The sequence below is a fragment of the Nocardiopsis alba DSM 43377 genome (assembly GCF_000341225.1).
GTDB lineage: Bacteria > Actinomycetota > Actinomycetes > Streptosporangiales > Streptosporangiaceae > Nocardiopsis > Nocardiopsis alba.
The window spans coordinates 118,101-139,543 of sequence record NZ_ANAC01000003.1; the positions used below are offsets into that span (position 1 = coordinate 118,101).

At 69.2% G+C, this 21,443-nt stretch carries 21 protein-coding genes; 11 read left to right on the top strand and 10 right to left on the bottom strand.

What is annotated here, in order from left to right; genetic code table 11:
* Positions 1 to 91: 91 nt before the first annotated feature.
* Positions 92 to 787, bottom strand: coding sequence for a response regulator (locus D451_RS0102900; RefSeq protein WP_026124776.1), 696 nt, complete (start codon positions 785 to 787; stop codon positions 92 to 94).
* Positions 784 to 2,001 carry a sensor histidine kinase gene (locus tag D451_RS0102905; RefSeq protein WP_026124777.1) on the bottom strand — a complete coding sequence of 406 codons (1,218 nt, stop codon included), beginning with the start codon at positions 1,999 to 2,001 and terminating at the stop codon, positions 784 to 786. Before D451_RS0102905 ends, D451_RS0102900 begins: the two co-directional genes overlap by 4 nt.
* 149 nt (positions 2,002 to 2,150) lie before the next feature.
* On the opposite strand from D451_RS0102905, the gene galE reads away from it, so the two are divergent.
* Positions 2,151 to 3,212 (top strand): UDP-glucose 4-epimerase GalE, encoded by a 1,062-nt coding sequence (gene galE, locus D451_RS0102910; protein ID WP_017533360.1) that lies wholly within the window; start codon positions 2,151 to 2,153, stop codon positions 3,210 to 3,212.
* Positions 3,213 to 3,270: 58 nt separating this feature from the next.
* Positions 3,271 to 4,851, top strand: a complete 1,581-nt coding sequence (guaA, locus tag D451_RS0102915) for a glutamine-hydrolyzing GMP synthase (protein WP_014909507.1) — start codon at positions 3,271 to 3,273, stop codon at positions 4,849 to 4,851.
* A 1,015-nt stretch (positions 4,852 to 5,866) separates the two neighbouring features.
* On the opposite strand, the gene D451_RS0102920 is transcribed toward guaA, so the two are convergent.
* Entirely contained in the window at positions 5,867 to 7,699 is a 1,833-nt protein-coding gene (locus tag D451_RS0102920) for a serine/threonine-protein kinase (RefSeq protein ID WP_036567723.1), read from the bottom strand.
* Positions 7,700 to 7,961: 262 nt separating this feature from the next.
* Between D451_RS0102920 and D451_RS0102925 the strand changes: the two genes are divergently transcribed.
* The 4 genes from D451_RS0102925 to D451_RS0102940 all read left to right on the top strand — a co-directional run bounded on the left by D451_RS0102925 (position 7,962) and on the right by D451_RS0102940 (position 12,502).
* A complete protein-coding gene (locus D451_RS0102925; RefSeq protein WP_081616045.1) occupies positions 7,962 to 8,909 on the top strand; it encodes a 4-(cytidine 5'-diphospho)-2-C-methyl-D-erythritol kinase in 948 nt (315 codons plus the stop codon).
* A gap of 83 nt (positions 8,910 to 8,992) precedes the next feature.
* Positions 8,993 to 9,721: a thiamine pyrophosphate-dependent enzyme gene (locus D451_RS0102930; RefSeq protein WP_017533363.1), complete on the top strand. Its 729-nt coding sequence runs from the start codon at positions 8,993 to 8,995 to the stop codon at positions 9,719 to 9,721.
* Complete coding sequence (locus tag D451_RS0102935) at positions 9,714 to 10,613, top strand: transketolase family protein (protein WP_017533364.1); 900 nt, start codon at positions 9,714 to 9,716, stop codon at positions 10,611 to 10,613. Before D451_RS0102930 ends, D451_RS0102935 begins: the two co-directional genes overlap by 8 nt.
* Before the next feature lie 107 nt (positions 10,614 to 10,720).
* Positions 10,721 to 12,502: an ABC-F family ATP-binding cassette domain-containing protein gene (locus D451_RS0102940; RefSeq protein ID WP_017533365.1), complete on the top strand. Its 1,782-nt coding sequence runs from the start codon at positions 10,721 to 10,723 to the stop codon at positions 12,500 to 12,502.
* Positions 12,503 to 12,515: 13 nt separating this feature from the next.
* Here the strand turns inward: D451_RS0102940 and D451_RS0102945 are convergent, their stop codons facing one another.
* Complete coding sequence (locus D451_RS0102945; RefSeq protein WP_017533366.1) at positions 12,516 to 13,421, bottom strand: S41 family peptidase; 906 nt, start codon at positions 13,419 to 13,421, stop codon at positions 12,516 to 12,518.
* Between the two features lie 93 nt (positions 13,422 to 13,514).
* Between D451_RS0102945 and D451_RS0102950 the strand changes: the two genes are divergently transcribed.
* Entirely contained in the window at positions 13,515 to 14,024 is a 510-nt protein-coding gene (locus tag D451_RS0102950) for an ArsR/SmtB family transcription factor (protein WP_017533367.1), read from the top strand.
* 54 nt (positions 14,025 to 14,078) lie between these two features.
* Positions 14,079 to 14,570, top strand: a complete 492-nt coding sequence (locus tag D451_RS0102955) for a glutathione peroxidase (RefSeq protein ID WP_017533368.1) — start codon at positions 14,079 to 14,081, stop codon at positions 14,568 to 14,570.
* A 41-nt stretch (positions 14,571 to 14,611) separates the two neighbouring features.
* On the opposite strand, the gene D451_RS0102960 is transcribed toward D451_RS0102955, so the two are convergent.
* On the bottom strand, positions 14,612 to 15,775 hold the full coding sequence (locus D451_RS0102960; protein WP_017533369.1) for a TDT family transporter: 1,164 nt from the start codon (positions 15,773 to 15,775) through the stop codon (positions 14,612 to 14,614).
* Positions 15,776 to 15,861: 86 nt separating this feature from the next.
* Here D451_RS0102960 and D451_RS0102965 point away from each other — a divergent pair, with 86 nt between their 5' ends.
* Entirely contained in the window at positions 15,862 to 16,785 is a 924-nt protein-coding gene (locus tag D451_RS0102965) for a LysR family transcriptional regulator (RefSeq protein WP_017533370.1), read from the top strand.
* 62 nt (positions 16,786 to 16,847) lie between these two features.
* Here the strand turns inward: D451_RS0102965 and D451_RS26230 are convergent, their stop codons facing one another.
* Positions 16,848 to 17,165 (bottom strand): hypothetical protein, encoded by a 318-nt coding sequence (locus tag D451_RS26230; protein ID WP_036567724.1) that lies wholly within the window; start codon positions 17,163 to 17,165, stop codon positions 16,848 to 16,850.
* A gap of 164 nt (positions 17,166 to 17,329) precedes the next feature.
* Positions 17,330 to 17,896, bottom strand: a complete 567-nt coding sequence (locus tag D451_RS0102975; protein WP_017533372.1) for an ATP-binding protein — start codon at positions 17,894 to 17,896, stop codon at positions 17,330 to 17,332.
* 237 nt (positions 17,897 to 18,133) lie between these two features.
* Between D451_RS0102975 and D451_RS0102980 the strand changes: the two genes are divergently transcribed.
* Together D451_RS0102980 and D451_RS0102985 are read left to right on the top strand one after the other, a co-directional pair.
* Positions 18,134 to 18,988: a DUF5753 domain-containing protein gene (locus tag D451_RS0102980; RefSeq protein ID WP_017533373.1), complete on the top strand. Its 855-nt coding sequence runs from the start codon at positions 18,134 to 18,136 to the stop codon at positions 18,986 to 18,988.
* Positions 18,988 to 19,236: a DUF397 domain-containing protein gene (locus D451_RS0102985; RefSeq protein WP_036567725.1), complete on the top strand. Its 249-nt coding sequence runs from the start codon at positions 18,988 to 18,990 to the stop codon at positions 19,234 to 19,236. The genes D451_RS0102980 and D451_RS0102985 overlap by 1 nt, the downstream gene beginning before the upstream one ends.
* Positions 19,237 to 19,331: 95 nt before the next feature.
* On the opposite strand, the gene D451_RS0102990 is transcribed toward D451_RS0102985, so the two are convergent.
* The 3 genes from D451_RS0102990 to D451_RS0103000 all read right to left on the bottom strand — a co-directional run bounded on the left by D451_RS0102990 (position 19,332) and on the right by D451_RS0103000 (position 21,409).
* Positions 19,332 to 19,859: a DUF6879 family protein gene (locus D451_RS0102990; protein WP_017533375.1), complete on the bottom strand. Its 528-nt coding sequence runs from the start codon at positions 19,857 to 19,859 to the stop codon at positions 19,332 to 19,334.
* A 132-nt stretch (positions 19,860 to 19,991) separates the two neighbouring features.
* The gene (locus tag D451_RS0102995; protein ID WP_081616046.1) at positions 19,992 to 20,864 is read right to left on the bottom strand and encodes a helix-turn-helix domain-containing protein; all 873 of its coding nucleotides are present in this window, start codon (positions 20,862 to 20,864) and stop codon (positions 19,992 to 19,994) included.
* Positions 20,861 to 21,409 (bottom strand): DUF6879 family protein, encoded by a 549-nt coding sequence (locus D451_RS0103000; protein ID WP_017533377.1) that lies wholly within the window; start codon positions 21,407 to 21,409, stop codon positions 20,861 to 20,863. Before D451_RS0103000 ends, D451_RS0102995 begins: the two co-directional genes overlap by 4 nt.
* Between the last annotated feature and the right edge of the window lie 34 nt (positions 21,410 to 21,443).

A 21,443-nucleotide genomic window follows, 5' to 3' on the forward strand; every position in this document is an offset into this window, starting at 1 on the left:
CCTTCCACCGAGAAGACTCCCGTCGAGGACCCGCGCCGCACATCGGGCCGGGGGACCGGATCCCGCCTCCTACCGGGGGAGGAGGGTGCCCTCAGCGGTCGCGGAGCAGCTCGTCACGGTCCACCACACCGGCCCGGAACGCGAACAGCACGGCCTGGACCCGGTCCCGCGATCCGGTCTTGTGCAGGACGTTGCCGACGTGGGTCTTCACGGTGGGCATGGACAGGACCAGGAGATCGCGGATCTCCATGTTGGTGAGACCGCGCGCCATCAGGGCGAGGACCTCCCGCTCCCGCGGGGTCAACGATTCCAACGCCCGTCGCGTGGCCCGGTCCGCGGGCGCGAACGGACCGGACCGGCCGCTCAACAGAGGGCGTACGTGCCGCAGCAGCCGCCCGGTGGAGCTCGCCGAGATCACCGAGTCGCCGCGGTGGACGGTGCGCAACGCCTCCAGCAGCTCCTCCGGAGGCGTGTTCTTGAGCAGGAAGCCGGCGGCGCCCGCCTCGATCCCCTCGACCACGTACTCGTCGACGTCGAACGTGGTGAGCACGACGATCCGGCACCGCTCCCCGGCGTCGACCAGGGCACGAGTGGCGGTCAGACCGTCGGTCCCCGGCATGCGCACGTCCATGAGCAGCAGATCCACCGGGTCGGCGCGCTGACGTTCGATCGCGTCCGAGCCGTCGGCGGCCTCCCAGACCACCGTCATGTCGGGCTGGGAGTCGATGACCATCGCCAGCCCCGCGGTGAACAGTCGTTGATCGTCGGCCAGCCCCACCCGGATCACGCGTCCTCCCAGGGAACGATCGCCCTCACCCGCCACAGACCCGTGGCCGGATCCTCGCCGACCTCCAGGGAACCTCCGTGGAGGGCGACCCGCTCGCGCATACCGATCAGGCCGTGTCCCGGAGCCTCGTCCTCGCCCTTCCGGCCCTCGGGCCCGGGCCGGTCGGTCACCGTGACCACGATCCTTCCGGGAGAGCGGTCCAGATCGACGCGCACGCTCACGGCCCCCGCGTGCTTGAGGGCGTTGGCCAGGGACTCCTGGACGATCCGGTAGACGGTCAGGGAGACACTGGCGGGAGGGGCTGCGACCTCTCCCGGCGGCGGAACGTCGACCAGCCGGACGTCGAGCCCGGAGCTCCGATGGTCGTCGATGAGTGAGGGAAGGTCGTCCAGACCGGGAACAGGGGAGGGGGCGGGGTCGTCCTCGACGCGCAGCACCCCCAGGAGTCGATGCAACTCCCGTGAGGACTCCCGACCCACACGGCCGATCGTCTCCAACGCCGTCACCGCCCGCTCGGGGGACGTCCGCGCCGCGTAACGCCCTCCGTCGGCCTGGGCGACGACGACGCTCAACGAATGCGCGAGGACGTCGTGCATCTCCCGGGCGATACGGGTGCGCTCATCGAGGGCGGCCAACCTCAGCTCCCGCTCCCGACCCTCCTCCAACAGGCGGGCGTGCTCCACGAGACGGTCGACCTCCTCCCGACGGCGCCGACGGACCGTGCCGAGCAGCGCGAACAGCAGCGTGGTGCTCCAACCGGCCACCACCGAGGTGAGCCGGGCACCGAGATCCTCGACCGGCGACAGACCCGGAACGAACAGGAAGGCCCAGGCCGTACCGGCCAACAGGAGGGCGAGGACCACACGGCGACCGGCCGGGCCCAGCTCCGTCCGCGACGTGTAGGCGCAGACCAGGACGCACACCACCGACAGCACCGTGAACATGCCCGACCACAGGACCTGGATCAACAACAGGACCGCCAACGCCGTCAACGCGGTCCACGGTCGGATCCGCCGCACGCTCAACGCGGCACAGCAGGCCAGGGAGAGAGCGATATAGAGGAGGGCGTCGACGGGCGTCTCCGAGGAGAACGGCCAGAGCGACATCGACAGGACGAACCAGAGGAGCGCCCAGAGCGCGTCCACGGCGAACACGTGGCGACGCGCCCAGGACGAGGCACGGTCCGGGAACGGGCGTGACGACGGGACGGGCATGCCGCCCCACGCTACCGAGGGCACCACCGGCCCGGCCTCATGCCCCGGTACGAGATCCACCGCGACGACCATGGCGTGGATCACCCGATGGGAGGCGCGGGGTTGCCTATCCTGGGAGGTCCGTACCGCCCACCCCAGGGAAGCGAACGATGAACGTACTGCTCACCGGTGGGGCCGGCTACATCGGCTCCCACACCGCCGTCGCGCTGCTCGAGGCGGGCCACGAAGTGGTCGTCGTCGACTCCCTGGTCAACAGCCACGAGGAGGCGCTGCACCGGGTCGAGCGGATCACCGGACGCGCGCTCACCTTCCACCGGGCCGACTGCACCGACCCCGAGGCGCTGCGCGAGGTGTTCGCCCGGAACGACATCGACGCCGTCATCCACCTGGCCGGCCTCAAGGCCGTGGGCGAGTCCACCGAACAGCCGTTGCGCTACTACCGCAACAACCTCGACGCGCTGCTCACCCTCTGCGAGACCATGGACGCCGCCGGCGTGCGCGACCTCGTCCTCAGCTCGTCCGCCACCGTCTACGGAGACCCCGAGCGGGTGCCCATCCCCGAAGACGCACCGCTGTCCACCACCAACCCCTACGGCAGCACCAAACTGTTCGCCGAACGGATCCTCGACGACCTCGCCACCGCCGACCCCCGTTGGCGGATCGTCTCCCTGCGCTACTTCAACCCGATCGGCGCCCACCCCAGCGGCCTGATCGGCGAGGACCCGCAGGGCATCCCGAACAATCTCTTCCCCTACATCGCCCAGGTCGCCGCCGGACGGCGCGACCACCTCAGCGTGTTCGGCGACGACTACGACACCCCCGACGGCACCGGCGTCCGCGACTACCTCCACGTCATGGACCTGGCCACCGGCCACCTGGCCGCCGTCGACCACCTGGCCGACGCCCCGGGCCACCGCGTCTACAACCTCGGCACCGGACGCGGCACCTCCGTCCTGGAGGGCCTGCGCTCCTTCGAACGCGCCACCGGCTCCCCGATCCCGCACCGGGTGGTCGACCGCCGCCCCGGCGACATCGCGGTCTGCTACGCCGACCCGGCCGCCGCCTCCCGCGACCTGGGCTGGAAGGCCGAACGGACCGTCGACGACGCCTGCCGAGACGCCTGGCGCTGGCAGTCCACCAACCCCGACGGCTACACGGACCGACCCGCCCCGGAGCCCGTGCCGGGCCGCACACCGGACCAGGCGTCCTGAGCACGGTGAACGGCCTAGACTGAGAGGACATCCCGATTTTCTGTGGAAGGTCCTCTCCGTGTCCGTTGGTGCTGAGAGCACGTTCGACACCGTCCTCGTCGTCGACTTCGGTGCGCAGTACGCGCAGCTGATCGCACGGCGGGTACGGGAATGTCACGTGCACAGCGAGATCGTCCCCTCGACCATGCCGGTCGAGGAGATGCTCGCGAAGAACCCGAAGGCCATCATCCTCTCCGGTGGTCCGTCCTCGGTGTACGCCGAAGGGGCCCCGAGCGTGGGGGCCGAGCTGTTCGAGACCGGGGTCGCGACCTTCGGTATCTGCTACGGCTTCCAGGCCATGGCGCGTGCCCTCGGCGGTGTCGTCGACAAGACCGACCTGAGCGAGTTCGGCCGTACCCGGCTGACCACGACCGGCGACTCGATGCTCTTCGACGGGCTCCCCGAGGAACTGAGCGTGTGGATGTCGCACGGCGACTCCGTCGTCCAGGCGCCCGCCGGCTTCAAGAGCACCGCCGGGACCGAGGGCGCCCCGGTCGCCGCCTTCGAGGACGCCGACCGCCGCCTGTTCGGTGTCCAGTTCCACCCCGAGGTCATGCACAGCGAGCACGGCCAGGAGGTGCTGCGCCGCTTCCTGTACGAGGGCGCCGGCTGCCGGCCCACCTGGACGATGGTGAACATCGTCGAGGAACAGCTCGACCGCATCCGCGAACAGATCGGTGACAAGCGCGTCATCTGCGCCCTGAGCGGCGGGGTCGACTCCGCCGTCGCCGGAGCGCTCGTGCAGCGCGCCGTCGGCGACCAGCTCACCTGCGTGTTCGTCGACCACGGCCTACTCCGCAAGGGCGAGGCCGACCAGGTCGAGAAGGACTTCGTGGCGATCACCGGCGCCCGCCTCAAGGTCGTCGACGCCGAAGAGCGCTTCCTCTCCGCCCTGGCCGGCGTGACCGACCCGGAGGAGAAGCGCAAGATCATCGGCCGCGAGTTCATCCGCGTCTTCGAGCAGGCCGCCCGTGAGGTCGTCTCCGAGAGCGGCGAGGACGGCAGCGAGGTCGAGTTCCTCGTCCAGGGCACCCTGTACCCCGACGTGGTGGAATCCGGCGGCGGCAGCGGCACCGCCAACATCAAGTCGCACCACAACGTGGGCGGACTCCCCGAGGACCTCCAGTTCACCCTGGTGGAACCGCTGCGCGAACTCTTCAAGGACGAGGTCCGCCGCGTCGGCGAGGAACTCGGACTGCCCCCCGAGATGGTGTGGCGGCAGCCCTTCCCCGGCCCCGGCCTCGGCATCCGCATCATCGGCGAGGTCACCAAGGACCGGCTCGACATCCTGCGCGAGGCCGACGCCATCGCCCGCGAGGAACTCAGCCGCGCCGGCCTCGACCGCGACATCTGGCAGTGCCCCGTCGTCCTGCTCGCCGACGTCCGCTCGGTGGGTGTCCAAGGCGACGGCCGCACCTACGGCCACCCCGTGGTGCTGCGCCCCGTCAGCAGCGAGGACGCCATGACCGCCGACTGGTCGCGCGTGCCCTACGACGTGCTCGCCCACATCTCCAACCGGATCACCAACGAGGTCCGCGAGATCAACCGGGTGACGCTCGACGTGACGAGCAAGCCCCCGGGCACCATCGAATGGGAGTAGACCTCCCCTGAACGACACGGAACCCGGCGCCTGAGGCGCCGGGTTCCGTGTTTGTCGGGGGGTTGAGGTGGGAGGTCGTGTCACCCTTACACCCTGCTGGGGTCGGGGTCCGAAAGTGTTTGCTTTGGCCCTCCGCCGGTGGTTCGGGCACTCCCTGGAGTTGATGTAGGAGAACACGTACCGGTCGCACCCCCTGTGTCTGCGGTAGGAGACCGTGTACTGGTTACACCCTGCTGTGGTTGGGGTCCGAGAGTGTTTGCTTTGCGCCTCCGCTGGCGCTTCGGCGCGTGTTCGGGCGCCAAGGGAGGCGGGAACCTTCGGCACCTACGGTGTGGCCACTCGTACCACGCGACCCCACCTACGGCACCTCCAGAACCCCGCCGGCGCCCGAACGGGCAACCCCCTGGAGTGATGTAGGAGACCGCGAACCGGTCACACCCCCTGGGCTTGATGTGAAAGAACAGGTACCGGTCCCACCCCCTCGTGGTGAGGTAGGAGATCGAGCGGCGGGTCGCACCCCTGGGGGTGAAGGTGGGAGTCCGCACCTTCCGGCACCCCAGGGGGTCGGTACACGCGGTCTCCTACAGCAACCACGGGGGGTTGCCCGTTCGGGCGCCGGGAGTGTTCTGCAAGACGAGTCAAGCCGCCCGCGAGGAACGAGCCAGGCGTAGACGAGGATGAAGAACGCTCCCTCCCTTGGCGCCCGAACACGGCCCGAAGCGCCAGCGGAGGGCCAAAGCAAACACTTTCGGACCCTGACCCCGGCAGGGTGTAAGGGTGACACGCCTTCCTACCTCAACCCCCTGGGGTGTGACGGCCACTCGACCCCCTACCTTCACCCCGGGCTCGCTCGAACCACCAGCGGAGGGCCAAAGCAAACACTTTCGGGCCTCAACCCGAGCAGGGTGTAACTGCCACGCGATCTCCCACCTCGGACACGGGGGTGCGACCGGTACGTGTCCTCCTACCTTCACTCCTTGGGGCGGGGTGGGGGCGGAGGACCCGGTCGGGGTTCTTACTCCTCGACGGTGAGGAGGTCGGCGCGGGTCGAATCCTCGTCCGGGTGGTGGTAGAGCTCCAGGGAATCGGGGTCCTCGTCCGCGGCGAGGACGAACACGAGCCTGCCGGCGGCGGCCGTTCCGGGTTCGATGGTGGACCACAGCGGGTCCGTCCCCTCGGTGGAGGTGGGGGACATGGCCTGGCGCCAGCGCCGCTCGCTGGTCACCATCTGTTGCAGAGCGGCGTCGAAGTCGATGGCCTGTTCGCCGAGGTTCTCCAACTTCATCTCGATGACGCAGTACTTGCCGTTGGTGGAGGAACGTCCGGCGAGTTCGTCGACGCAGTGGGCCTTGTCTATCTGGTAGCGGACCGTGCCGTCGGGTGACACGTACGCACCGTCGGCACCGGCGGAGGGCGGTTCGTTCTTGTCGGCCCCCTCGGCGGGAGGCACCGCGTCCTCGGGCGGAGCCGTGGTCCCGGGCTTGCCGTCGCCGGCCCCGTCGGAGCTCCCCTGGCCGGAGAGCTGACCGTTCAGCGCCAGGACGATCACCAGGAGGGTGCTCAACAACAGGACGGCGCCGCCGATGACCAGGCCCCAGAACACGCCCCTGCGTTTGCCGGGCGAGGCGGGGCGGTGCGGTGGCGGAGGCACCGGTGGCACGTACGGCTGCGGGGCCCGTTGCTGTTGCTGCTGCTCGGGCGGCGGCACCATCGGGATGGGGCCGGTCGCGGCGGGGTGTTGCGCCTGAGCCGGGTGGGCCTGTCCGGGCCCGTTCTGTGGCGGGTGCCCCGGATGCTGTTGGTGCGCCTGATGCGTGAAGTTCCCGGTCTGGTGCGCGGGCGGCGGCATGGGGGGCGCCGCCTGGTACTGGCCGGGCGCCGGGTGGCGCATACCGGTCATGGTCTGGTGGCCCGGATGCGGCATTCCGGGCGGTCCGGGAGGCATCGGGGGCAGGTTGGGGCGCCAGGACTGGTGCAGGGCGTGCGACACCATGTCGTTGGGGTTGCTGGTGTCCTCGCCGCCGGCGAGCTCCAAGAGCAGGTCCTGGGCGGTGGGGCGGCGGCCCGGCTCCTTGGCCAGGGCGCGCGCGACCAGACGGTCCAGGGGCGGGGCCAGCCCGGTGAGCCGGGGTTCGGCGAACAGCACCCTCTTGCCGAGCGTCATGGCGTCGCCGTTGCCGAAGGGGTGGGTCCCGCTTCCGGCGAAGGCCACCAGACAGCCCCAGGCGAAGATGTCGGCCGAGGTGGTGACCTTCTCCTCCAGAAGCTGCTCCGGAGCCATCCAGCCGGGACTGCCCATGACGATGCCGGTCTGGGTGTGGTTGGTGGCGGTGTTCATCGCACGCGCGATACCGAAGTCGATCACCCGGGGGCCGGAGATCGACAGCAGCACGTTGGCCGGCTTGAGGTCGCGGTGGACCAGACCGGTGCGGTGGATGGCGGCCAACGCGGCGGCCACGCCCAGGGCGAAGCCGTGCAGCGTGGAGGAGTCCAACGGACCGTTCTCCGCGATGTGCTCGGCCAGAGCGGTGCCCGCGATGTACTCGGTCACCATGTAGGGACGGTTCTCGAACGTCCCGTGGTCGAGCACCTTGGCGGTACAGAAGGAGGCGACCTTGCGGGCGTTCTCCATCTCGTCGCGGAAACGCGCCCGGGTCTGCTCGTCGAAGGCGAGCTCCGGACGGATGACCTTGATGGCTACCTGGTGGTTCTTCTCCGGCGTGCTACCCAGGTAGACGGTTCCCATGCCGCCGCTACCCAGCTTCCCGGACAGCACGTAGGGACCGATGGTGGCCGGATCTCCGGCGGCCAGCGGTTCCAGGTTCTTCGGGAGCCCATCCGACGGCAAGCGACCCTCCCCGACGGTGTCCAAACTCCGCCTTGCCCCAAGGTAGCGGTGTTTGTGCCCTGATTCCCACTCGTAGGCCGGATCGGGCCGCTTAGGGGACGGGCGGTAATTGACATGACAGTGGTTGCGAGTCCGGGGTCGTGGGGCCCGGTCGCCCCCGGGCGAACAGGTGTTCGCGCCGGTCGAAGGCGGTGAACACCAGGGGCCCCGTGCGGGGGTGTGTGTTCACACAAGGTGGGGGTTCCTTTACGATTGGGGACTCGTGACCGTTAATACCACCGTAACCGTGCGGGTCCCCGCGAAGGTGAACCTCCAGTTGGCGGTGGGGCCCGGCCGCGAGGACGGATTCCACGACCTCGTCAACGTGTTCCACGCCGTCTCGCTGTTCGATGAGGTTACCGTCAAGGAGGCGTCCCCGCGTCGGTCGGCTCCCCTCACGACGTTGACCGCCGAGGGTGAGATGGGATCTCACCTGGCCAGGGTGCCGCTGGACGAGAGCAACCTCGCGGCGAAGGCCGCCCTCGCGGTGGCGGAGGCGTCCGGTCTGGGCGCTCCGGTCGACATTCACCTGGACAAGCGCATCCCGGTGGCCGGCGGTATGGCCGGGGGCAGCGCGGACGCGGCGGCCGCCCTGGTGGCCTGTGACCGGCTGTGGGGTGCCGGTCTGTCCAGGGAGCGCCTGCTGGAGGCGGCGGCGGACCTGGGCAGCGACGTGGCCTTCGGGCTGGTCGGAGCGACCGCGCTCGGGACCGGTCGGGGCGAGATCCTGGAGCCGATGTCGAGCCCGGGGCGCTATCGGTGGGTGTTCGCCCTGTCCAAGCGGGGTCTGTCCACGGCGGACGTCTTTCGCGAGTACGACCGGCTGCGTCCGGACGCGCCGGCCCCGCGCCTGGATCCCGAGCTGGAGAAGGCCCTGGCCACGGGGGACGCGGAGGCGCTCGGCCGTGCCTTGAGCAACGATCTCCAGCCGGCGGCCCTGTCGTTGTTGCCGGAATTGGAGCGGACCCTGGCGGCGGGGAGCGCCGCCGGAGCCTTGGGCGCCCTCGTCTCCGGGTCGGGCCCGACCTGCGCCTTCCTGGTGGGCGGCGGTGAGGATTCGCGGGTTCTGGCCGAGCGAGAGGCCGAGGTGGTGGCGGCTCTGAACGGCACCGGGCTGTGCGAGCGGGTCGTGGCCGCGGACGGGGACGTTCCGGGCGCCATGGTCGTGTGATGCGAATCACTTCCGTTTTTCGGTGAAAGCGGGGCATTCCACCACTTGACCTCAACCTTGATTGAGGTCGAACACTGGTGTGCATGACGACGACAGCGACGTTCTCCAGGTACGCCGACCTCCCGGCGCTCATAGGACTCATGGAGGGGGACGAGAAGCACGACGGTGCCTCGCTCTCCACCGTCGACGTCCTCTGGGTGCTCTACGACCGTGTCCTCTCCACCACGCCCGAGACCGCAGAGGCCCCCGACCGAGACCGCTTCCTGCTCTCCAAGGGGCACGGACCGACCGCCTTCTACGCCGTGCTCGCCGCCAAGGGCTTCCTCAAGGTCTCCGCCCTGCGCGGGTGGGCCTCCTTCGACTCACCGCTCGGCCACCACCCGGACCGCGTCCTGGTGCCCGGGGCCGAGATCGGCAGCGGCTCCCTGGGCCACGGCCTCCCCCTGGCGCTGGGCAGCGCCCTGGGGCTGCGCGCCCAGGGCCTCCGCCGGGCCGACGGGGCCGAACCCCGCGTGGTCGTGCTCGTCGGCGACGGCGAACTCGACGAGGGCAGCAACCACGAGGCCATCGCGGCCGCCGCGCGGCTGGGTGTCGACAACCTGACCGTCGTGGTCATCGACAACGATTCCTCCCAGCACGGCTGGCCCGGCGGGATCGGCCGCCGCTTCGAGGTCGAGGGCTGGGAGACGCGCGAGGTGAACGGTCGCGACCACGACGCCCTCGAAAAGGCCTTCACACCCTCCGACGATGGACGTCCGCTGGTCGTCGTCGCCCGCATCCGCAACGGAAACCGAGGAGCCGACCATGCGTGAGACCTTCGTGAACACCGTCGAGAAGGCCCTCGACGAGGACCCCCGCACCGCGCTCGTCCTCGCCGCCATCTCCGCCGACCGGTTTCAGCGATCGGCCCGGCGCCACCCGGGCCGCGTCATCGACCTGGGCATTCGAGAGCAGGCGATGATCGGGGTGTCCGGCGGCCTGGCACTCTCCGGGATGCGCCCCATCGTGCACACCTACGCGCCCTTCCTCATCGAGCGCCCCTTCGAACAGATCAAGCTCGACCTCGGCCACCAGGGCGTGGGAGCGATCCTGGTGAGCATCGGGGCCTCCTACGACGCCGCCTCGGAGGGCCGCACCCACCAGGCGCCCGGGGACGTCGCCCTGATCGACACCCTGCCCGGCTGGACCGTGCGCGTGCCCGGCCACCCCGACGAGGTCCGCCAGGCCCTGGAACAGGACCTGCCCGGCGACCACTCCGTCTACATGCGCCTGACCGGGGAGACCAACCGCTCCGCGCTGCCGGTCGGACCCCGCCTCCACGTCGTACGCACCGGGTCGCGCCGCTCCGCCGGTGTGGTCGTCGCCGTCGGCCCGACACTGGACCGGGTCCTGGAGGCCACCGAGGGCCTCGACGTCACCGTCGCCTACACCTCCACCGTGCGCCCCTTCGACCGCGAGGGACTGGCCGCCCTGGTCGCCTCGGCCGGCAGCGCCGACGTGCTCATGGTCGAGCCCTACCTGGAGGGCACCTCCGCCCTGGAGATCTCCGAGGCGCTCGCGGACCGCCGCCACCGACAGCGCTCCCTGGGCGTGGGCCGCGGATCCGAACTGCGCGCCTACGGCACCCCCGAGGAGCACGCCCGCGCCCACGGTCTGGACGTCGAGGGGATCGCCAAGTCCGCCCGCGACTTCTTTCTCGTCTGAGACGTCGCCCATCGAACGCACCCGGGGCCCGGCGTGGTGAGGCCCCGGGTGTCCTCGTCCGGACGGGCGGTCCGCGCACCTTCGCGGGGGCAGCACAATGGAAGGTGATGACGAATCTGGTCAACCTTCAGGACGTGTCCCTGGCCTACGGGCCGCTCGTACTCCTCGACAAGGTGTCGCTCGGGGTCGACGAGGGCGAACGCATCGGCGTGGTCGGTCGCAACGGCGGCGGTAAGTCCACGCTGATCTCGGTGCTGTCCGGTATCACCGAGCCCGACTCCGGCCGCGTCGTGCACAACCGGGGGCTGCGCGTCGGTTTCCTGCACCAGCGCGACGACTTCCCCGACACCACGGTGGGGGAGTTCGTGCTCGGCGACATGGCCGAACACGAGTGGGCCGGCAACGCCCGCATCCGCGACATCCTGCGCGGCCTGCTCGGCGGCTGGGACCTGAACCTGCCGATGTCGGGGCTCTCCGGCGGTGAGCGCCGCCGTTCGGGGCTGGCGCGCCTGCTGGTGGACGACCACGACCTCATCGTCCTGGACGAGCCGACCAACCACCTCGACATCGAGGGCATCGCCTGGCTCGCCGGACATCTGCGCGACCGGCCCGAGGCGCTCGTGGTCGTCACCCACGACCGCTGGTTCCTGGACGCCGTGACCACTCGCACCTGGGAGGTCGGGCGCGGCGCCGTCGAGCGCTACGAGGGTGGTTACGCCGCCTACGTGCTGGCCAAGGCCGAACGCGACCGGCAGGCCGCCGCCGCGGAGGACCGCCGGCAGAACCTCATGCGCAAGGAGCTGGCCTGGCTGCGTCGGGGCGCCCCCGCGCGTACCTCCAAGCCCAAGTTCCGGATCGAGGCGGCCAACCAGCTCATCGCGAACGAGCCGCCGCCGCGGGACACCGTGGAGCTGGTCCGCTTCGCCAGCTCGCGGTTGGGCAAGACCGTCATCGACCTGAAGAAGGTCTCGGTCTCGATCCCCGACCGCACTCTCCTGGACGAACTCACCTGGCAGCTCGGCCCCGGCGACCGGGTCGGCCTCGTCGGTGTGAACGGCGCCGGCAAGTCCACGCTGCTCAAGATCCTCGCCGAGGAGCGCGAGCCCGACTCGGGCACCGTGCGCACCGGCCGGACCGTCAGGCTGGCCCACCTGTCCCAGAACGTGGCCGAGCTCGACCCCACCGCCCGCCCCCTCCAGGCCGTCATGGACGTGCGCGAGCACATCACCATCGGCAAGCGGGACTACACCGCCAGCCAGATGCTGGAGAAGTTCGGTTTCCGGGGCGAACGCCAGTGGACCCCGATCGGCGACCTGTCCGGTGGTGAGCGGCGCCGTCTCCAACTGCTGCGCCTGCTCATGGACGAGCCCAACGTGCTGCTGCTGGACGAGCCCACCAACGACCTCGACATCGAGACCCTCACCGAATTGGAGGACCTCCTCGACGGCTGGCCGGGTTCCCTGGTGCTGGTCAGCCACGACCGGTACTTCCTGGAGCGGATCACCGACCGTGTGCTGGCCCTCATGGGCGACGGGACGCTCGCGTTCCTGCCCGGAGGGGTCGACGAGTACCTGGAGCGTCGGGCCGCCGGCGCGGGCGACGCCACCGTGCCGTTGGGCGCCTCCGAGGTGGCCGCCGCGGAGAAGCCCGACGAGGGGCCGGTGGTCTCCGCCGCCGAGCGCCGCGCCGCCCAGAAGGAGATGCAGCGCGTCGAGCGGCGGATGGACAAGATCGCCAAGCGCGAGGCGCAGCTCCACGAGCAGATGGCCGAGGCCGCCGACGACTACACCCGGCTCGCCGAACTCGACGCCGAGGTCAGGACCCTCGCCGCCGAGAAGGACGAGCTGGAGATGGTCTGGCTGGAGCAGGCCGAACTGATCGGCGACTGAGGTCCTCGGGCCCTCAGGGACACCGAGGGCCCGCCGGCCGGCGGGACAGGCGGGTCAGGGCCACGTCGAGGGCGTCCTCGGCGGCGCACGGCAGATCCGGTACCACCCCGGAGCCCTCCCAGTTGGTGCCGGTGATCGGATGTACCGGGCGGCCGGTCGGCACGGCCACCTCCAGGTGGGGATGGATCCGAAAGCCCTCGCGCGGGTGGGCGCCGCCCCTGGTGCGTTCGCCGACGACCGTCGCACGTCCGTACTGCTGTAGGTCGTAGGCGAGCTCCTCCGCGCCGGAGAAGGTGTCCGCGCCGGCCAGGACCGCCAGCGGCCTCCGGCCGCCGAACGTGGGCCCGGACGGGGGCGGGGAGGCCCAGGACTGGACGGGCGCGGTCCCGTCCGCGAAGTGCATCGTGTGCAGGTGGGTCGGCTCGTCGAACAGGTGGCCGCAGATGAACGCCACCGTTTCGGGGGCGCCGCCCCGGTTGTGCCGTAGGTCGATGACGAGCGCGTCCGCGTCGGCGACCGATCGCAGCGCGGCGGTCAGCCGGTCCACCACCATCGACAGCGGGTAGAGCAGCGGTCGCAGCTCCAGGTGGGCGACGCCGTCCGCCGGCCGGTCGATCCCGGCGACCCCGCCGTCCTGTTCTCGGGCCTCACGGGTCATCATCTCGGTCAGACCGGCCTCGTCCGGCGACTCGGGGATCTCCTCCGCGTGGTGCTTCAGTCCCAGGTGCGCGTCGCCGTTGAAGGAGCGCAGGTCGGCGGTGACCAGCTCGGCGAGGGCGGCCGGGCCGTCCGCGCCCCGGTAGCGGCCCGAGGCGTGCCGGTCGGCCAACAGCCGTCGGAGCCGTTCGCCCTGTTCGGGGAAGACGTAATGCCGGGCCACCAGCCGGCCGGTCTCCGCGACGAGGTCGTCGATGTTCATGTCGTGTGCTCCTGCACTGTGACGCGGGGGGGGAGGGCGTTCAGTAGAGCACGGGGATTGACAAAGCGTCAATGATTCTTGACTCTTGGAATCATGACCGACCACTCGGACCCCCCGCTCTCCAAGCCGGAGCAGTTCAAGGCCCTCGCGCATCCCCTCCGGCAACGGATGCTGTTCGTCCTCGGAGAGCGTGAGGAGACCGTCAGCCGACTCGCCACGATCCTGGACACCCACAAGGGCAACATCGCCCACCACCTCAAGGTCCTCGTCGCCGCCGGCATGGTGGAGCCGGCCGGAAGCCGGAAGGTACGGGGCGGTACCGAGTACTACTACCGGCGCTCCACCGGACACGTCGCGATCGAGGAGGCCCACCCCGGACCGGCCGAGGCGATGCTCCGCGCCGTCTCCACGGAGTTCACCGAGGCGCCGGGCGATCCGCTGTTGGCCGTGCGCCACCTGCGACTCACCGAGGCGCAGGCCCGACGTCTCCACGACGAACTGTTCGCCCTGGCGTACGAGGCGGAGGAGGCGGGGGAGGGCGAGGCCCGGTACGGGATCCTGGTCGGCCTCTACCGCCAACCCTCCATGCCCGAGCCCGAGTGACCGACTCATAGGCTGTCCACAGGGCGCGTACGGTTCCGAACGCAAGGAGACGCCATGGCCGACCTGGACTCGATCCCGGTCACCCTGATCGACGGACGCGAGACCACCTTCGGCGAGTGGGCCGGAAAGGTGCGCCTGGTGGTGAACGTGGCGTCCCGCTGCGGACTCACCTCCCAGTACGGTGCGCTGGAGGAGCTCCAGAAGCGCTACGCCGACCGCGGTTTCACGGTCATCGGATTCCCCAGCAACCAGTTCCTCCAGGAGTTCGGCGGCGAGGACAAGATCGCCGAGTACTGCTCGACGACCTGGGGCGTCACCTTCCCGATGACCACCAAGACGAAGGTCAACGGACGCGGGCGCCACCCCCTCTACGAGGAGCTCACCCGGGTCCCCGACGCCGGGGGGAGCGCCGGACGGATCAGGTGGAACTTCGAGAAGTTCCTGGTCCTGCCGGACGGGACCACGCACCGATTCCGGCCGACCACGGTGCCCGACGCCCCCGAGATCGTCGACCTCATCGAGGGTTCCCTGCCCGAGGGCACCTGACCCGACCGATCACGCCGGGCGACCGACGCCCGGCGTCCGGTTCACGACGGGGCGAGCAGCCGGCCGCTGACGACGCTCCCGTGGAAGGTGCGCGTCGCGACGACGATCCAGGCGGCGACGAGCCCGACGTAGAGGACGGCGGCGAGCCAGGCCAGGGTGACCGACCCGGTGTGGCCGGCCAGCGCACCGACGCCGGTGACGCAGGTGCCGACGGGGAAGGTGAAGGACCACCAGGTCAGGGCGAAGGGCGCCCCGCCGCGGAACCGATGGACCGTCACCGCCGCCGCGACGCTCGCCCACAGCAGGGCGAACCCGAGGACGGGGAGCCCGTAGACCACGCCGAAGAGTTCGAAGGCGGTCGCGAGCCGTGCGGAGACGGCGTGGTGGGCGCTGTCGCCCAGGAGGTTCGCCGCGGTGATGGACTGCCCCAGAGGGCCCAGCACGATCCACAGCGTCGGCACCATGGTGGTCTCTCCGGGGCCGTGCTGAACGAGCCTGGTCCACAGCATGACGATGATCGGCAACGAGGCGACCAGCGAGAGACCGAACATGGCGTAGCAGGCCAGGAACATCAGCAGACGTGGCTCACCGGCGGGTATGTGGGGGACGAGCAGGGCTCCGGAGGCCGCCGAGACCATCGGCGGGACGACGGGCATCAGCCGGCCGCCGAAGGTCGACTCCACCGGGCTGTGGTTCCTCCCGATGAAGGTCGTGTAGGTGACGTACCAGGCGCACGCGAGCCCGAGGAGGGTGCCGAGCGTCCACAGGACGGCGTCGACGACGACCACGGTCCGCTGCCCGAGAAGGTCCCCGCCGAGCAGCAGGGTTCCGGTGCCGACGGTGAGCAGCGCCATGGGCGGGGCGCCCAGGAAGTGCGCCATCACCGGATGCGTGAGGTAGCCGCGCGCCTTGGAGGCGGCGACGCGTAAGTGGACGAAGAAGGCCACCGTCAGAGTGATCAGCAGGAGGGTGGCCAGGATCCACACGCCCGTCGCCCAGATCCGCAGGGCCGAGGACTGGAACGGCAGGGTCGCGGCGGCGACGGCGACGATGCCGGTGCCCATGATCGACGCGTACCAGTTCGGGGTCACCGAGCCGAACAGGTCCCTCACGTCGTCGACGTCACGCCACAGCCACCGGCCGCCGGATCCGCGGGCCGGAGCGGAGGGGGTGGGCGCGGACGTCGACGAAGGTGAGAAGGTCATGAGCCCAGAGTGCCGCCGCGCGGCGGTCCCGGGAAGAGTGATGTCCTTGTGGCGGCACAAGCGTTGTTTGTGAAGGGGGAGGCGCCATGGACCCGGTCGATCTGGACCTCGTCGCGCTCCGGGTCCTGGCGATGGTCGGGGACGGTCACAGCCTCACCGAGGCGGCACGGAGGTTGGGGGTGACCCAGCAGGCCGTATCGGCGAGGGCGAAGAAGTTGGAGGCACGGCTGGGCGTGACGCTGGTGGCGCGTGGCGCGCAGGGGGCGCGCCTCACCGACACCGGTGTGCTCGTCGCCGGGTGGGCGGGCGAACTCCTGGCCTCGGCGGATCGGGTGGCGACCTCCCTCGCGACCCTGCGCGGGGACGCGGAATCGCGGTTGACGGTCGCCGCGAGCCTCACCATCGCCGAGCACCTCATGCCGCGCTGGCTGAGGGCCATGCGTCAGGAGACCGGACGGGGAGAGCCGCCCGAGGTGAGACTGGTGGCGGCCAACAGCACCGAGGTCGTCGAACGGGTCCGTGAGGGGCGGGCGGACCTGGGCTTCGTCGAGACGCCCGAGCCGGTGCGCGACGTGGAGTACCGGATCATCGGCTCCGACGACCTGGCCGTCGTCGTCGCACCGGGACACCCTTGGGCCCGGCGACGTGGGCCGATCACGGCGCGCGGGCTCGCCTCCACCCCGCTCGTCCTTCGGGAGCCGGGGTCGGGTACTCGAAGCGCCTTCGAGTACGCGCTCGGGGCGCTACCGGAGCCGTTGGCGCCGGTAGCGCCGGCGGCGGAGCTGCCCACGGCGGCGGGCATCCGGCTCACCGCCATCGAGGAGGGGCTTCCCGCCGTGGTCAGCCGCCGCGCCGTCGAGGAGGATCTCGACGGTGGGAGGTTGCTCGAGGTCCCGGTGTCGGGGGTGCGGTTGACCAGGCCGCTCGCCGTGATCTGGGCCGAGGGGACGAGGCTCTCGCGAGCCGCGGAGGAATTGTTGAGGCACGTCCTCGCCGGCCCGCCCGGGTGAGGTGGGTGGTGGGGAGGTCTGGAGCCTCCGCCTCTCCACCCTCGCGCCCAAGGGAGCATGGGTCACTCGGGGAGGGGATCCACGAGAGGGAGAAGGTCGCCGATCGTACGGGCCTCCGTGAGGCCCGAGGCGGTGGCGACCCAATAGGACTGTGTGGCCTCCCCGAACCACAGGACCAGGTGCGGGTTGAGGGCCTGGAGTTCGGCGGCCCGGAGGTGTTCCCGAGCGAACTCGCTGCGGTGGCCGCCCAGCATGGGCAGGCGGCGGGCACGCCGGGTGCGGCAGGCGCGATGGCCGCAGGAGACACAGGAGGGGCCTGTCCGGGGGACTGATTCGCGGAAAGTCCTGCGGGAGGGGCGGGGCGCGAGCGTAGAATGCATCACTGATCCTGCTTTCTGGCTTTGAACGGGTTGGGACTTCGGGATCGCTCGGGCTCGGAAGGCGTTGCTGCGCCTACCGGGCCCTTTTCCATGCGTGGATGTATGCGGGATTGGTGGGGGCCGTCCGCTCCAGGGGCCTGTGGGGAGTAAGAGGCCTGAAGGTGTCAGGGGTGGAGAAGGGGCCAGCGGCTGTCCTCCAGGTCGTAGGCGAGGAAGAACCACACCTCCCGGTGGCTCGGGAACCCGTTGTCCCCCCAGTCCGTGGCCAGGGCGTCGATCATGGCCAACCCCCGTCCGGCGTCGGCCTCGGGGTCCAGACCGCCGGGGTCCGCCTTCAGGTGGAGGCGGTCGCGGACGTTCCGGGGGCGGTCGGCGGGCACGCCGCCGTCACGACAGATGAGCCGCAGCCCGTTCCGGTGGCGTTCGCACAGCAGTGAGTAGGAGCGGCCGGGAAGCCCGGAGAGGGAGTGCTTGAGGGCGTTACCGGCCAGTTCGCTCCCGAGCAGGGTGAACAAGTGCCGGTAGTCGGCGTTCTGTTGGGCGGCGCAGGTGTCGAGGAAGGCTCGGACCAGCGGCATGAGGGCCGGTGAGGAGCCGAAGTCGTAGCGACGGACCCGGTAGTGGGGTCGGTCGGGGCGGCGGTTGAAGTAGTGCCGGAGGGAGTAGGGGACCAGCTCGTTGAGGGCGATGGTCACCTGGCCCATCTGAGGCACGGGGGCGAGTTTGGGCATGACGAACAGACTCCTAGCGCGGGGAGAAGCGATGAGTGGTTCGGTGAGCGCCCGCAAGGCCGATGACCTTCACGATTTCCCTACGGAGGGAAAGGGGCACGGCGTAGCCTGACCAGCGGAGATCATCTCGACGGAGAGTGATGCTCATGTCACTGGCTACACATCCATGATGTTCTGGAGATTCTCCAGAGTCAAGCATTTCAGAGAATCTCTGGATGGATTTGATAGATTGCCCCCATGGACCCCTCCTTTAGCCCGACCATCAGGCGCCGCCGTCTCGCTCGTATCCTGCGTGATCTTCGTGAGGAGTCCGGGGACACTCTTGACGTCGCCGCCAAGAAGTCAGGGGTTCCGCGAGCGACCCTGGGCAAGATGGAGACGGCTTCTCTCAAGCGGATCAGCGCAAGTCACTTGGATTCCCTCGCGAGGCTCTACCAAGTGGACAAGAGCGTTTGGGAAGGCATGCACCAACTCGCGAAGGATGCGGTGGAACTGGGGTGGTGGTCGAAGTACAAGGATGTCTTCAGGCCAGGTGGGTTGCCGTCCTTCGAAGTCGAAGCCTCGTTCATACGCGTCTACGAGGCGCAGGTGATCCCTGGCCTGTTGCAGACCCCGGCTTATACGAAAGGTGTGTTCCTGGGGGCTAACGCCTACTCGGAGGAGCGCATACGACGCCACATCCAGGCGCGTATGAAGCGCCAAGAAATCCTGAGCCGCCTCCACCCTCCGGAGTACGCGGCGGTCATCGACGAAAGTGCTCTACGCAGGCGTTCCGGTGATGCTGAGAGCATGAGGGAGCAGCTACTGCACCTCACAACGATGGCGACGCGACCCAACGTCGCGATCCAAGTGCTCCCGTTCTCTGCCGGAATGCACGCTGCCAACCTGGGCAGCTTTCAGATCATGGAGTTCTCGGAGCCCAGCGACCCCACAATCGGATACGCAGAGACGCCAACATCCACCCTTTATGTGGAGACTCTGGAAGAGATCCGCCGATATGATGCGATGTGGCGTGAAGCGAGCAGTGCTGCTCTGACCGTGGCCCAGACCATAGACTTCGTGCATGACGTCGCCGAGTCGCTAGAGGATTGATCGTGACCGACCTCGTGTTCCTTAAGAGCAGTTACAGCGGCGCCGGTGAGAACTGCGTCGAAGTAGCCCAGATCCCCGCGAAGTTCAGGAAGTCCAGCTACAGCGGCGTCAATAACAACTGTGTCGAGGTCGCTGACCTGCCCTGTGGTGCCGCCGTTCGAGACTCGAAGAACCCGGCCAAGGGCCACCTGGCCTTCGACTCCGCGGAGTGGACCGCCTTCCTCCGCTCCACCCGCGATCTCTCCTGACCCTCGGAATCACCCGGCTCACGTCTGAACTCTCCTACCTCACCCCGGGGTTCGCCAAGGCGAGCTCCGAGGGAGGCGGGTGGCACGGCCATCGTTCATGCAGCTCTGGACGCCATGTACTCCGTGAACGTCAGAGCATGATGCCACGCGGCGTCTCGTGCTCGTAGCGTGGCCAGGACAAGCTCGGGTTCCTCGGTGAGGGTCGCACCGAGGAACCGATCGCCATCGAACTCCAAACGTGCCACGGTGGTGCTGTCGAAGACCCAGAAGTCGAAGTCGGGAAGCTCCTCGACGATCGGGTGTTCACGCGGCAGGTAGCGGATGTCCTCGCCCACCCCCAGGTTGTAGGGGGTGCCCCACAGCTCCCAACGCAGATAGTCCGAGGGAGGGTCGTCGATCAACCGCACCCGTTCCATGCGCTTACCGGTGGCGAGTTCCTCCCGCATCATGCTCAGCCAAGGCCTGAACCAGTCCAGCCCTGGGTCTTCGCCGGTAAGCCATTGCTGGAACGGTCGATCCTCGTTGAGCTTGCCGTAATGCGTGCGGGTCTCAAGACGCCAGGCGGTGTGACGGTACTTGCGAAAGAGCGCGTTGAAGTCCGCTCCGCCGATGATCTCGGACATCTCACTCCTTGGGGGTAGGGGGTCTGGAGGTTGTGGCCTTCCGCCCGGATGGGACCTCTGCCGGGACTTCCAACAGGAACGAGATCTCTGTCGAGCGAGCGGACACCCGTTGCCATCACCCCTGAGCCGGGCTCATGATCGTGCGAGCTGTCGGTACTCCGACGCGATGCGCTCCAGGTGGGCGACCGCATCGTCGCCGAAGTCGGCCAACTTCTCCAGCTCGCCGAACAACTCGACATATGTGGAAATGTCGGCAGTACCGGTCAGAGTCGCGGTCGCGGTCTCCGTGCCCACCATGACGGCGTCCTCGTCATAGATATGGAACGCATTGCGCGGGAAGATCCGGACAGGAGTACTCCACGGAATGATGCCGATACCGACCTGTCCGCCTGAGCGTGCGACCTCGGCGATGTCCTCCACCTGCTTGGCCATCAACTCGGCTGAACCGGCCTGCCAGCGCAAAGCCCCTTCGGACATGATGAGCCGGTATCGAGTGGAACCCGTGGTCAGTGCCTGACGACGTCCCTGCCTCAACCTGATGGCCGCTTCGGCTTCCTCCACCGGAACCTTGTATCGAGGGACCGTATAGAGACATCTGGAGTACTCATAGGTCTGGAGGATCCCGAAGACCATCAACGGCTGAAACGAACGAACCAGTGAGGACTTCGCTTCGATCTGGGCCACTCGCTGCTGTACAGCCGGCACCCTTCGAGCAAGGATCACTCGTGTAGAGGCTTCCTCGCGTAGGGATTCGGCCAGGGCCAGTAGTTCGGCGCGTTCGTTCTCAGGGACTTCGTAGACCCGGCATAGCGCTGCCACGTCGTTCACGGACGGGAGCAGCAGTGAGCGTTCGATCTTGGAGATCTTCGACTGAGACATGCCCGCCTGCGCTCCGGCGCGAACACCGCTGATGCCGATATGCCGCCGAGCCTCCCGCAGGGCACGGGCGAGCCGGTCGCGGCCTTCCGGCCCGCGACCGGCAGGCGTGTTCTTGGGACCTGTCATACAGTCCGGGTTGCTCTCCATTCCTCGGGATGGCGGGCCCACCACCGCTCGAACGGTTCGGCGCCGGCGAGGGCCGCCTCCCTGGCCTTCTGGTAGCGCTCCAGGTTATCCATGAGCTCTCCGCCCACGAACTCGCCGCTCTCGGTGTAGTGCATACGGATGGGGTACTCGTCGTCGAGTAGCCAGAAGTCGTGGTCGACGACCTCGGCGGGGAGCTCGCGTTCGGCCAGAACCAGGACGTGGATCTCCTCGCCGGCCTCGGAGTTGAGCACGTGCCCCCACTCGCATTCGAAGCGGAGGTAGTCGTTCAGCGGAGTTCTGAGGATCCTCACTCGGTGGCGCCGGAACCCGGACTCCTTCTCCGATCGGAGCTCCGCGAGCCAGGGGTTCTTTCGATCCCAGTCCGGCTCCGGCTCGCCCGCCTTGTGTCGGGCGAAGTCTCCGCCGTCCGAACCGACGGAGTGCTCCGCCAGCGTCTCCAGGCGGAAGGCGGATGCGGTCGCCTTCTCATCGAAGAACCGTACGAGTTCCTTCAGCGTGAGCATGGGGGTTCCTCCAGGGGGTCGAGGTGATTCCATC